This window comes from Brevundimonas bullata, from assembly GCF_003350205.1.
GTDB lineage: Bacteria > Pseudomonadota > Alphaproteobacteria > Caulobacterales > Caulobacteraceae > Brevundimonas > Brevundimonas bullata.
The window spans coordinates 89,938-101,835 of sequence record NZ_QLLC01000005.1 but is presented as its reverse complement, the minus strand read 5'-3'; the positions used below and the strand labels follow the sequence as shown (position 1 = coordinate 101,835).

Annotated in this window: 14 protein-coding genes and 1 tRNA gene; 6 read left to right on the top strand and 9 right to left on the bottom strand. The window is 66.3% G+C overall.

Annotated features, from left to right (window positions below):
• Window positions 1-90: 90 nt before the first annotated feature.
• Together DXK21_RS03770 and DXK21_RS03765 are read right to left on the bottom strand one after the other, a co-directional pair.
• Window positions 91-717, bottom strand: coding sequence for a TetR/AcrR family transcriptional regulator (locus DXK21_RS03770; protein WP_114816440.1), 627 nt, complete (start codon window positions 715-717; stop codon window positions 91-93).
• 22 nt (window positions 718-739) lie between these two features.
• Window positions 740-815: transfer RNA gene (locus DXK21_RS03765), tRNA-Thr, on the bottom strand.
• A gap of 51 nt (window positions 816-866) precedes the next feature.
• Here DXK21_RS03765 and DXK21_RS03760 point away from each other — a divergent pair.
• Entirely contained in the window at window positions 867-1,217 is a 351-nt protein-coding gene (locus DXK21_RS03760; protein WP_105564781.1) for a DMT family protein, read from the top strand.
• Here DXK21_RS03760 and DXK21_RS03755 read toward each other — a convergent pair whose 3' ends face one another.
• Window positions 1,218-1,655, bottom strand: a complete 438-nt coding sequence (locus DXK21_RS03755) for an HIT family protein (protein WP_114816439.1) — start codon at window positions 1,653-1,655, stop codon at window positions 1,218-1,220.
• Window positions 1,656-1,770: 115 nt separating this feature from the next.
• Here DXK21_RS03755 and DXK21_RS03750 point away from each other — a divergent pair, with 115 nt between their 5' ends.
• Together DXK21_RS03750 and DXK21_RS03745 are read left to right on the top strand one after the other, a co-directional pair.
• The gene (locus DXK21_RS03750; RefSeq protein WP_114816438.1) at window positions 1,771-2,124 is read left to right on the top strand and encodes a phage holin family protein; all 354 of its coding nucleotides are present in this window, start codon (window positions 1,771-1,773) and stop codon (window positions 2,122-2,124) included.
• 70 nt (window positions 2,125-2,194) lie between these two features.
• Entirely contained in the window at window positions 2,195-2,770 is a 576-nt protein-coding gene (locus tag DXK21_RS03745; protein WP_114816437.1) for a DUF2239 family protein, read from the top strand.
• Here the strand turns inward: DXK21_RS03745 and DXK21_RS03740 are convergent.
• The gene (locus DXK21_RS03740) at window positions 2,767-4,215 is read right to left on the bottom strand and encodes a D-alanyl-D-alanine carboxypeptidase (protein ID WP_114816436.1); all 1,449 of its coding nucleotides are present in this window, start codon (window positions 4,213-4,215) and stop codon (window positions 2,767-2,769) included. The genes DXK21_RS03745 and DXK21_RS03740 overlap by 4 nt on opposite strands.
• Window positions 4,216-4,480: 265 nt before the next feature.
• On the opposite strand from DXK21_RS03740, the gene DXK21_RS03735 reads away from it, so the two are divergent.
• The gene (locus DXK21_RS03735) at window positions 4,481-4,951 is read left to right on the top strand and encodes a phasin family protein (protein WP_114816435.1); all 471 of its coding nucleotides are present in this window, start codon (window positions 4,481-4,483) and stop codon (window positions 4,949-4,951) included.
• Window positions 4,952-5,016: 65 nt separating this feature from the next.
• Here the strand turns inward: DXK21_RS03735 and DXK21_RS03730 are convergent, their stop codons facing one another.
• Window positions 5,017-5,559, bottom strand: coding sequence for a nuclear transport factor 2 family protein (locus tag DXK21_RS03730; RefSeq protein ID WP_245945086.1), 543 nt, complete (start codon window positions 5,557-5,559; stop codon window positions 5,017-5,019).
• A gap of 140 nt (window positions 5,560-5,699) precedes the next feature.
• Between DXK21_RS03730 and clpS the strand changes: the two genes are divergently transcribed.
• Both clpS and clpA read left to right on the top strand, forming a co-directional pair.
• Window positions 5,700-6,029, top strand: a complete 330-nt coding sequence (gene clpS, locus DXK21_RS03725) for an ATP-dependent Clp protease adapter ClpS (protein WP_105564763.1) — start codon at window positions 5,700-5,702, stop codon at window positions 6,027-6,029.
• Window positions 6,030-6,042: 13 nt separating this feature from the next.
• Window positions 6,043-8,343, top strand: coding sequence for an ATP-dependent Clp protease ATP-binding subunit ClpA (clpA, locus tag DXK21_RS03720; RefSeq protein WP_114816434.1), 2,301 nt, complete (start codon window positions 6,043-6,045; stop codon window positions 8,341-8,343).
• A gap of 72 nt (window positions 8,344-8,415) precedes the next feature.
• On the opposite strand, the gene DXK21_RS03715 is transcribed toward clpA, so the two are convergent.
• The 4 genes from DXK21_RS03715 to DXK21_RS03700 form a co-directional block, all read right to left on the bottom strand.
• Window positions 8,416-8,721: a CsbD family protein gene (locus tag DXK21_RS03715; protein ID WP_114816433.1), complete on the bottom strand. Its 306-nt coding sequence runs from the start codon at window positions 8,719-8,721 to the stop codon at window positions 8,416-8,418.
• An 87-nt stretch (window positions 8,722-8,808) separates the two neighbouring features.
• Window positions 8,809-10,041, bottom strand: a complete 1,233-nt coding sequence (locus DXK21_RS03710) for a GNAT family N-acetyltransferase (RefSeq protein ID WP_114816432.1) — start codon at window positions 10,039-10,041, stop codon at window positions 8,809-8,811.
• A complete protein-coding gene (locus DXK21_RS03705) occupies window positions 10,038-10,496 on the bottom strand; it encodes a RidA family protein (protein ID WP_114816431.1) in 459 nt (152 codons plus the stop codon). The genes DXK21_RS03710 and DXK21_RS03705 overlap by 4 nt, the downstream gene beginning before the upstream one ends.
• A 55-nt stretch (window positions 10,497-10,551) precedes the next feature.
• Entirely contained in the window at window positions 10,552-11,808 is a 1,257-nt protein-coding gene (locus DXK21_RS03700) for a DNA polymerase IV (RefSeq protein ID WP_376856803.1), read from the bottom strand.
• Window positions 11,809-11,898 lie beyond the last annotated feature (90 nt).

Sequence of the window (11,898 nt, the reverse complement as noted above, 5' to 3'; positions counted from 1 at the left end):
GGTCGAGACCCGAAGGGCGGCGCGCAGCAGTCAAGGCGGAGCCTTCTGACCGCGGCCCACCAGGAATGAAGCTGACGCCTTTTGGGGGCGTCAGCGTCCCGTCGTCAGCTTGACCACGATATGGGCCGTCGTGTCGACGATGGCCTCGGCGGTGTCGGCGCGGCGCATCAGGGCGAAGCCGGCGGCGACGGATTCCACCAGATTGGCGGTCTCGTAGGAGGTCAGGCGGGGACTCAGGCCCTGGGGGTGCATGCCGTTGGCCTTGGCCTGGGCGATGCGGCGTTCCAGCGCCAGGTGCAGTCGGCGCATCCGCCTGATGCGGCTTTCGGCGAATTCGGGCTCGCCCTTGTCCGCCAGCATATGCTCGACCCGCAGCACCGGCCCGTGGTCGCCCCACAGAGCCAGCACTTCCAGCACATAGGCGCGCACCGCCTCGAAGGCGCGGTCGCCGGTCCAGTCGGCGTGAATATGCTTGGCCAGACGCTGGAAGTCCTCGCCGGCCTCTTCGCAGAGGATCAGCAGCCCTTCTTCGACGGACTTGAAGTAGGTGTAGAAGGTCGGGGCGGAAACGCTCGCCGCCAGGGCCACGTCAGCGGCGCGGATTTCGCCCAGATGCCGATGGTTCAGAAGGCCGCGCAACGCGTCAAGGATGGCCCTACGGGTTCGCGCCCCGCGCGCCCCGATCTTGTGGCCCAGCTTGTTGGTCGTCTCGGTCATGGAGGGAGGCGGCCGAAGAGGATGGTGCCGGCTGCAGGAATCGAACCCGCGACATCCAGTTTACAAAACTGGCGCTCTACCAACTGAGCTAAGCCGGCCGTTGGCGCCTTATGCTGGTGGAATCGTCAGGACGCAAGCACAGTCCGCGCATGCCGATGACGCCCTACCTCACGCCGATCCTTTTGCTGGCCCTGTCCAACGTCTTCATGACCTTCGCCTGGTACGGGCATTTGAAATTCGGGGCCAAGCCGCTGTGGATCGTGGTGATCCTGAGCTGGGGTATCGCCTTCTTTGAATACTGCCTGGCCGTGCCCGCCAACCGCATCGGCCATCAGGTCTATTCGGCGGCCGAGTTGAAGACCATGCAGGAGGTGATCACCCTGCTGGTCTTCGCCGTTTTCTCGGTGCTCTACCTCGGCGAAAAGCTGACCCTGAACCATCTGGTCGGCTTTTCGCTGATCGCGGGCGGGGCCTTCTTCATCTTCAAAGGCCCGCTGTAGTCAGTCCAGTTCGGCGGCGATCCGGGCGGCCAGGGCCTGGAGCTGTTCGGCCTCGGCCATGGGGGCGTGGCCGTGACCCTTCATGGCGCGGTCGCCCCAGCGCGGGATGATGTGGAAATGCAGGTGGAAGACGGTCTGGCCGCCCGCTTCGCCGTTGAACTGCATCAGGCTGAGACCGTCCGGCTTCAGCGCCTTTTCCACCGCACGGGCGGTGCGCTGAACGGCGACGGTCAGCTTGGTCAGGACCTCGGGCTCGATCTCGAGCAGATTGCGCGCCTGCGAGGTCTTGGACACCACCAGGACATGACCTTCGGACTGGGGGAAGACATCCATGAAGGCCAGGACGTCGTCGTCTTCCCATACCTTCACGCTGGGGATCTCGCCGCGCAGGATCTTGGCGAATATGTTGTCGGGGTCGTAGGCGCCGTGAAGGCTCATGGGGAGGCTCCGTCAGAGGTGTCGCGTCGAGGCTAGCAGGGCAGGGCGAATTTCGCACGGGAGCGAAACGCCATCTGAGGCACTATATGGTCAAGGTTCACGGAGATCGCCTTCCATGCTGCGTTTCATCATTCAAGCCGTCGTCACCGCCCTGGGGCTGTGGCTGGCGGCCCAGATCGTGCCGGGGGTGGACTTCACCTCGACCGGGAGCCTGGTCGCGGCGGCGGTTCTGCTGGGTCTGGTCAACGCCATCGTGCGGCCGATCATGGTCATCCTGACCCTGCCGCTGACCATTGTGACGCTGGGCCTGTTCCTGCTGGTGGTGAACGCGGCGATGATCGGGCTGACGGCTTGGTTCCTGGGCGGGTTCGTTGTCGATGGCTTGTGGGCCGGGATCGGCGCGGCCATCATCACCGGACTGGTCAGCTGGGTCGCCGGCGCGTTCAGCAGCGGCGAACGCTCGCGGTAAATAAATCCGGGTAATATTGACGCGCATTTTTTGCCCGGATAAATCGTCGCAGCCCTTCGAGGAACTGACGATGACCACCGCTGCCTGCACCGCTTTCGCCGGAGATCGCATGATCGCTTCGGGCGCGCCGTCCCAGGTCGCCGCTGCCGTCAAGGCCGCGCACGACGCGGGTGAGGTGGTGCTGGTGTTCGACGACGCCCACGCCCGTCCGGTCGAGTTTGATCTGCGCGGCGATCTGGACGCGGTTCTGGCGCGTTTGGCGCCGTCAGAGCCGGTCGAGAAGCGAGGGCCGGGGCGGCCCAGGCTGGGCGTCACGGCGCGCGAAGTGACCCTGCTGCCGCGTCACTGGGACTGGTTGGCGGCCCAGCCGGGCGGAGCGTCTGTGGCGCTGCGGAAGCTGGTGGAAAACGCCCTGCGCGAGGCTGAAGGGCCGGATCGCGTGCGCGCCAGCCGCGAGGCCGCCTATCGCTTCATGACGGCCATGGCGGGCGACCAGCCCGGCTATGAGGAGGCGACGCGGATGCTGTTCGCGGGCGACTGGGCGGCGTTTGACGCCGCCATCGAGGCCTGGCCGTCGGACGTGGCCGACTACGCCCGGCGTCTGGCCGAGGGCGGTTGGCGCAACGGTCAGGGCAGGGGCATCTAGCTGGGGCGAATGACCATGCAGGTGACGCGGCGTTCGCCCAGGGTCTCGCAGGCGGCTTCGGCGGCGGCCTGGGTCATGCCGGTGAAGCGCGAGCGGTACCAGCCGTCGGCGTTCTGAACGTCGCGTTGCGCCTCTGTGAACTGGGTGCGGAAGCGGCGGCTGACATCGTTCAGCCAGGTGCGCGCTACGGCCTCGTCACGGAAGGCGCCGACCTGAACCGTCCAGCGACCGGCCGGGGTGCGGGCGGCTTCGCGAGACGGGGTGCGTGCGGGCGTGGCGGCGGAAGAGACGCGGCGTGTGGACGATGAAGAACCGCCGTTGAGCGAGGCGGTCAGGTTTTCGGGCGTGCGCGGGGCTTCCGCGCGCTGGGCCGGCGCCGTGGCGCGAGGGGCTGCGGCGGCTCTGGCCGAGGGCGGCGGCGTCACCTGGGTCGGCAGGTTGGCGGGGGGCGGGCCGGCGACATAGGCCACAGCGGTCGCGCCCACGCCTTCGCCGTCTTCGCTTGAGGCCGAGGCGTATTCAACCGGCGGGTTGGGATCGGCGCTGATGCCGTATCCGCGCTGCTCGAAGAAGGCCTGGGCCACCTGGATGCGCTCGCCCTGGCCGCGGCGGCGCTGGACTTCGAAGCCGGTGTCCATCAGCTCGGCGACGTGGGCGTTGCGGCTGGCGGTCGAGCGGCCGCCCATGACGATGGTGATGATCCGCTTGCCGTCCCGCACCGAGGAGGCGGCGAGGTTATAGCCCGAGGCGTTGGTGAAGCCGGTCTTGATGCCGTCGTAGCCGCGGTTCGTGGCCAGCAGGCCGTTGGTGTTCCGATAGTCGCGACCGTTGTAGTACCAGTCGTGCAGGCCGAGGTAGCGATAGTACTGCGGGTAGTCGCGCATCACCGCGCGGCTAAGGATCGACAGGTCGCGCGCCGTGGTCGCCTGACGCGTGTCGGGCAGGCCGTTGGCGGTGGTGAAGCGCGTGTGGTCCATACCCAGTTCGCGGGCCTTGGCCGTCATGCGGGCGGTGAACTGGGCCTCGGAGCCGCCGATGTGCTCGGCCAGGACCACGGCCATGTCGTTGGCGCTGCGGACCGCCGTGGCCTTCATGGCGTCGTCCAGGCTGATCGACTGACCAGCGGCCAGGCCCAGCTTCGACGGCGGTTGCGAGGCGGCGCGAGGCGAGACCGTCAGATTGTCGGTCAGTTTGACCTTGCCGGATTCAAGCGCCTCGAAAACCAGGTACAGGGTCATGACCTTGGTGATGGAGGCAGGGTAGCGCCGGGCATCGGCGAAGCGCGAGAACAGCACCTCGCCCGAGGCGGCGTCGACCACGATGGAAGCGTAGCGTGAGTTGTCCGAGGACTGGGCGACCGGCGGCGGCGCGCCGAGAGCTGGCGTGAGAACCACGCCGCCCAGAACAAGGGCGGCCAGGAAGCGACGGCGGAATACGGCGTTCATGGTCAATCTACTAGCCTCGTCACTGTGGCGCGATGACGACCCTGATCACCGCGCGTTACAAAGGCTAACATCGGCTCTGCGGGTTTCGAGAGGGTAAACAAGCCGTCAACGGAGTTGTGATCGGCTTGGCCGTCAAGGGTGATCGGCGTTCATATGTTGCGTCGCACAATTTTCACTTGAAGTCACTTCGCACATGCACCATATGACCCCTGTCGCGATGAACGCCGTTCTTCGCGAGACCCTTTATCGCTTCAGGAGAGTCCCAATGGCTGACGCCGCCGAGACTGTTAAGAAGACCGTCGAACAGAACACCGCCAAGGCCAAGGCCCAGGCAGAGAACATCCAGGCTGCGGGCGCCAAGGCTTTCCGCGAAGGCGTGGACAAGTCCGTCGCCTCGCTGACCGAGCTGAATGCGCACGGCAAGAAGAACCTCGAAGCCGTCGTCGAGTCGGCCGCCGCCGCCCAGAAGGGCGCCGAGGCCCTGTCGCAAGAGACGCTCGCCTTCTCCAAGAAGAGCTGGGAAGACGGCGTCGCCGCCGCCCAGTCCCTGAGCCAGGCCCGTTCGGTGCAGGAACTGGTCGAACTGCAGACCTCGTGGGCCAAGTCGGCCGCCGAGGCCTATCTGGCCCAGTTCGGCAAGGCGACCGAGATCTTCACCGCCTCGATGAAGGACAGCTTCAAGCCGATCAACGAGCGCGTCACCGCGACCGTCGAGAGCTTCCAGGCCGCCCGCTAAGCCTGACGATTTTCAGTAAGCGTACAATCTGGCCCCGGCGGAAACGTCGGGGCCTTTTTGCATCCTCAGGGCGCAGCGTCGGATGCTGGCGCGTGGTCGATGCTGAAGGCGCGGGCCAGACGCCAGTGGCCGTCCTCCAGCCGCCACAGCATCGAGAAGCGGGCGCGACCGACCAGGGTTTCCGGCCCGTCGCCCTGACGCTCATAGAAGAGATGACTGGCCTCCTCGACGGCGCCGACGCCGGGGATGGCGAAGACGCGCATCGAGCCGGGCACGAGTTCGCGGCGCGAGCGCCAGGCGTCGAGGGCTTTTCGCGCTTCGCAACCCTTGGCGTAGTCGGCGACGAAGACGGCCCGTGTCGCCGTCAGCCCGCCTCGGTCGTGGTAGAATTCCAGATCGTCTGTCACCAGATCGGCCAGGGCCGCCGGATCGCAGCGGTCGAACATGGTGCTGAACAGAGCTGTGTCGCGCTCGGCGATGATCGGCATCAGCTTCGCCTCGTCCGGGATGACGGGCGCAGCGGCAGGGGTCTGCGCCAGAGCCAGTGCGGCGATAAGTCCAGCGATCAGGGTCATGAGGGCGTCCATCGAGGCGAATTCGAGGCCCATTGGTGCGATCCCGGCTCGTCGATGTCCCGTGAATCTTTGGTTAGCTGGGCTGCTCACGCACCCTGTGACTGGACGCCCCTACAAATCAGGCCATCATTGCCTATCTGAACCATCGACTCTCCCCGAAGTACGGACAACGAATGCCTACGAGACGGCCAGGTGAACAAGGCGGAGGCGCAGGCGCCGCCGTCGTCACCGAAACAAAGCCGAAGCTTCAGCGGCCCTCGCTCTATCGGGTGCTGATTCTGAATGACGACTACACCCCCATGGAGTTCGTCATCTATGTGCTGGAGCGGTTCTTCCAGAAGAGCCGCGAAGACGCGACCCGCATCATGCTGCATGTGCATCAGCATGGCGTCGGGGTTTGCGGCGTCTTCACCTACGAAGTGGCCGAGACCAAGGTCGCCCAGGTGGTCGAGACGGCGCGCCGTCACCAGCATCCTCTGCAATGCACGATGGAAAAAGACTGAGAGGATCCTTCCCATGCCCTCCTTTTCTCGTCCTCTCGAAGAGACCCTGCACCGCGCGGTCAGCTATGCGAACGAGCGTCGGCACGAGTACGCCACGCTGGAACACCTGCTGCTGGCCCTGATCGACGACACGGATGCGTCGGCGGTCATGACGGCCTGCAATGTGGATCTCGTGGCGCTGAAAACCGCGCTGACCCTCTACGTCGACAACGACCTGGCCGCCCTGGCCACGGCCGATGGCGACGACGCCAAGCCGACAGCGGGCTTCCAGCGCGTGATCCAGCGCGCGGTCATCCACGTCCAGTCGTCGGGCCGCGAAGAAGTGACGGGGGCCAATGTCCTGGTCGCCATCTTCTCGGAGCGCGAAAGCCACGCCGCCTACTTCCTGCAAGAGCAGGACATGACGCGCTATGACGCGGTCAACTTCATCGCCCACGGCATCGCCAAGAAGCCGGGCGCGACCGAGACCCGACCCGCCAAGGGCTCCCCCGAGGAGGCCGAGGACGCCGCCGCTGTGAAGTCGGGCGGAGAGGCGCTGGAGGCCTATTGCGTCGACCTCAACGAGAAGGCGCGCAAGGGCAAGATCGATCCCCTGATCGGCCGTCATGCCGAGGTCGAACGCTCGATCCAGATCCTGTGCCGCCGTACCAAGAACAACCCTCTGCTGGTCGGCGACCCCGGCGTCGGCAAGACGGCTATCGCCGAGGGCCTGGCCCGCAAGATCGTCAATGGCGAGGTGCCCGACGTTCTGAAGGACGCCACCATCTACTCGCTCGACATGGGGGCGCTGCTGGCTGGCACCCGCTATCGCGGCGACTTCGAGGAGCGGCTGAAACAGGTCGTCAAGGAACTGGAGACGCATGAGAACGCAGTCCTGTTCATCGACGAAATCCATACGGTGATCGGCGCCGGCGCGACCTCGGGCGGGGCGATGGACGCCTCCAACCTGCTGAAGCCGGCTCTGGCCTCGGGCAGCCTGCGCTGCATGGGTTCGACCACCTACAAGGAGTACCGCCAGCACTTCGAGAAGGACCGCGCCCTTGTGCGTCGCTTCCAGAAGATCGACGTCAACGAGCCGACGATCGAGGACACGGTGAAGATCCTCAAGGGGCTGAAGACGACCTACGAGACCCACCACAAGCTGCGCTACACCGACGCCGCCATCCGCACGGCGGTCGATCTGTCGGCTCGCTACATCACCGACCGCAAACTGCCGGACAAGGCCATCGACGTGATCGACGAGGCGGGGGCGTCGCAGATGCTGCTGCCCGAGTCCAAGCGCAAGAAGGTCATCGGCCAGAAGGAGGTCGAGGCCGTCATCGCCAAGATGGCCCGCATCCCGCCGAAGTCAGTCTCGAAGTCGGACACGGAATCTCTGCGCGAGCTGGAAACTGATCTGAAGCGGGCGGTCTTTGGTCAGGAACAGGCCATCGATCAGGTGTCGGCGGCGATGAAGCTGGCGCGGGCGGGTCTGCGTGATCCGAACAAGCCCATCGGCGCCTTCCTGTTCAGCGGTCCCACTGGCGTCGGCAAGACCGAGGTGGCCAAGCAGCTTGCCGCCACGCTTGGCATCGAGATGCAGCGCTTCGACATGTCGGAATACATGGAGCGCCATACGGTCAGCCGCCTGATCGGCGCGCCTCCGGGCTATGTCGGCCACGACCAGGGCGGCCTGCTGACCGACGCTGTCGATCAGCACCCGCACTCGGTGGTGTTGCTGGACGAGATCGAGAAGGCCCACCCCGACGTCTACAACATCCTGTTGCAGGTGATGGACAACGGCGTCCTCACCGACGCCATCGGCAAGAAGGTCGATTTCAGGAACGTCATCCTGATCATGACCACCAACGCCGGGGCCGCCGACAATGCCCGCGCCTCCATCGGCTTTGGCCGGGGCAAGGTCGAGGGCGAGGACGACAAGGCTATCCAGCGTCTGTTCGCGCCGGAGTTCCGCAACCGTCTGGACGCTATCGTGGCCTTCAAGCCGCTGGGCGCCGAGACGATCCGTTCGGTGGTCGGCAAGTTCATGATGCAGCTGGACGGCCAACTGGCGGACCGCAACATCACCATCGAACTGACCGACGAAGCGACCGACTGGCTGGCCAAGAACGGCTTCGACGAACTGTATGGCGCACGGCCCCTGGCCCGCGTCATTCAGGAACACATCAAGAAGCCGCTGGCCGACGACATCCTGTTCGGTCGCCTGACGCGCGGCGGACACGTCAAGGTCGAGCTGAAGGACGGCAAGATCGCCTTCGACATCACCCCGACCAAGGGCGCGGCGGTGAAGGAAGAGGAAGAAGAAACGGCCTGACTTCTATCAGGCCCAAAGAGAAAGGCCCGGGCATAACGCCCGGGCCTTTTTTGTTCGCTTTGTCTGCGTCTTTTAGCGGCGACGGCCCAGAGCGCCCAACAGCACGGCGGCGCCGGCGAGGATGCCGGTCGTCAGCAGGGGTTTGCGGCGGGCGAAGTCCAGGCCCTTGCGGGCCGGATCGCGCAGGTCGACGGGGGCCTTGTCGACCATGCCGTCCAGGCCGTCGATGACGCGGCCATAGGCGTCGAGCGCCTTGCCCTTGACCTCGTTCAGCTTGCCTTCAACCTGCAGCTTGCTGTCGCCGGTCAGGCGGCCGAGGCCGTTCTGGGCCTTGCCTTGAAGTTCAGTCGCGACGGCTTCGATACGTTGATCGGTCATGGTGATTCCTGATGTGAGGAGGAGACTCACAGGGGAAGCGTATTGCGACGCAGCAAGTTCCGTAGAACTTCGCGATGCGACGACCTGTCAGCGAGCGCGATAGGGCGACAGGTCCGTCGTCATCGCCGCCATCTCAGCCGCGACCGCCGGGCGCTCGTTGTCGAGGTAGCGGGCGACGGGATCGCGCAGGGCAGGGTCGGCGATCCAGTGGGCGGAATAGACGGGGGAGGGCAGGTAACCGCGCGCGATCTTGTGCTCGCCCTGGGCGCCCGCCTCGACCCGCGACAGGCCGCGCGCGATGGCGAAGTCGATGGCCTGATAATAGCAGAGCTCGAAATGAAGAAAGGGGACCTCCTCCAGCGCGCCCCACTGACGGCCATAGAGGGCGTCGCGGCCGATGAAGTTCAGGGCGCCGGCGATGGGCGTCTCGTCTCTGAAGGCCATGACCAGGGCGATACGATCGGCCATGGTCGCGCCGACGCGGGCGAAGAAGTCGCGCGTCAGGTAGGGGCGGCCCCATTTGCGGTCGCCGGTGTCCATGTAGAATTCGAAGAAGGCGTCCCAGTGGGCCTCGGTGATCGCGGCCCCGGTCAGGACGCGGATGTCGAGCTCGGCCTGCGCCTCTCGCCGTTCGCGCCGGATGGTCTTGCGCCGATTGGACGACAGGGCGGCGAGGAAGTCGTCGAAGGTCTGATAGCCGTCGTTGCGCCAGATGAACTGGATGTCGCAGCGCGGCAGCAGGCCCGCCCCGGTCATGGCGCGCCATTCCGGCTCCGTCGGGAAGTTGACGTGCAAAGACGAGACGCCGAGGCGCTCGACCAGGGTCAGGGCGCCTTGCAGCAGGGCCTCCCTGATCGCGTCATCCCGGCCGGAGCGAAGCGCAGAGCCGGGACCGCCAAGGGCGCCGCCGTTTGCGTCTTGGGCGGCCCCGGATAAGCCTTGCAGGCTTTCCGGGGTGACGGGTTTCACCAGAAAGCGCGGCCCCGTCGCGGGCGTGAAAGGCACGGCGGCCAGAAGCTTGGGATAGTAGCGGCCGCCGGCGCGTTGGTAGGCGTCGGCCCAGCTGTGGTCGAAGACGTATTCGCCCTGGCTGTGGCCCTTCAGATAGAGGGGCATGACGCCGATCACGGCGCCACCTTCGTCGTGCAGGGACAGATGGCGCGCCGCCCAGCCCTGTGACGGGGCGGCGCTGCCGGACGCCTCGCAGGCGTGCAGGAAGTCGTAGGAGACGAAGGGATCGCCGGTCGGGGCCGCGCAGGCGTCCCACGCGTCCCGGCCTATGTCGGCGATCCCGTCGTGAACCTGAAGCGTGAAGCTCACTTCACCTCGATGATGGCGTCGATTTCCACGGCGAAGCCGAGCGGCAGCTTGTAGACGCCGACGGCCGAGCGGGCGTGCTTGCCCGCGTCGCCGAAGACTTCGACCATCAGGTCCGAGCAACCGTTGATGACGGCGGGGATGGCGATGAAGTCCGGTCCGGCCTGGACGAAGCCGCCCAGCTTGACGATGCGGACGACGCGATCCAGGTCGCCGTCGACGGCGGCGTTGATCTGGGCCAGTAGGTTGATGCCGCACAGGCGGGCGGCCTCGGCGGCCTGCTCCGGGGTCACGTCGACGCCGACAGTGCCCTTGATGCCGCCATTGGCGTCGTTAGACAGCTGGCCCGAGATCAGGACCTGATTGCCCGACTGGACGTAGGAGACGTAGCTGGCGACCGGCTTGGCGGGCTCGGGCAGGGTGATGCCGAGTTCGGCGATGCGGGCGTGGATGCTCATGTCGGAGACTCCGTTGAGGGGTTCGGGCGGGGTGTAGCGCGCCGAGCGGTCCGCGTCATCCGGGCTTCTTCAGCGCACGGCCCGCGACCACGGCGGCGGCCCCGAATTTGGCGCGCAGGGCGTCGATGGCGGTTTCGGTCTTCAGGGCGCGGGTCTCAGGCGTCGCGAACAGTCCGGCGGGCGCGGCGCCCGCCTCTGCGATCTCGGCCAGACCGATGCCGATCAGACGATAGGGCTCGCCCAGTTCGGGTTTCAGCAGGTCGCGCCCGGCGGAAAACAGCACCCGCGCCGTCTGCACGGGCTCGGCCAGGGTGATGCGGCGGGTGACGATTTTGAAGTCGGCCTTGCGCAGCTTCAGCACCACCACTCGGCTGGCCACGCCGTCTCGCCGCGCCTTGGACGCCAGCTTCTCGCACAGGGGCCACAGTTCGGCCTCCAGATCCTCGGCGGAGGTCAGGTCGTCGTTGAAGGTGGTCTCGGCGCTCATGCCGCGCCGGTCGTGGTCGGGCCGCACGGGGCGGGCGTCGCGGGCGTGGCTTAGGTCGTAGAGGCGCAGGCCCGTCTCCCCATAGCGCCGGATCAGATCCTTGACGTCGGCGGCGGCCAGATCACCCACGACAGCGAAGCCGTCCGAGCGCAGGGTGCGGCTGAAGACCGGGCCGACGCCGGGGAGGATGTTGACCGGACGCGAGGCCAGCAGGGACTTGGCCTCGGCCGCGCCGATGACCGAGAAGCCGCGCGGCTTGTCCAGTTCCGACGCGATCTTGGCCAGGAAGCGGTTGGGTGCCAGGCCGATGGAGACGGTCAGGCCGGTCTCCTCCTCGATCCATTTCTGCAGCCGGATCAGTTGGAAGGCGGGCGCGCCCCCGTTGAGACGTTCTGTACCCGACAGGTCGATCCAGGCCTCGTCCAACGACAGGGTCTGGACCAGGGGCGTCAGCCGCCCCACCGCGCCGAAGATGCGCTCGCTCTCGACCACGTATTTGCGGAAGTCGGGCTTGATGACCACCGCGTCGGGACAGGCCTTCAGCGCCTTGAACATGGGCATGGCCGAGCCGACGCCGTGCAGGCGGGCGACGTAGCAGGCGGTCGAGACCACGCCGCGCTTGCCGCCGCCGATGATGACGGGCTTGTCGCGCAGTTCCGGGCGGTCGCGTTTTTCGACCGAGGCGTAGAAGGCGTCGCAGTCGAGATGGGCGATGGTCAGATCGCCGAGTTCATCGTGGGCGATCACCCGACGCGAGGCGCACGAAGGACATCGCTCGACCTTGCGGTCGCCGGTCCACAGGCAGTCGCGGCAGGCGGCCTTCAGGCTCAAAATGAACTCCGGTTCCTCAGCTTCATCTCAACTTAAGACTGCGCGCGTCACAGTGCATCCGAAGAAGGCGAAAAGCCCTGCGCA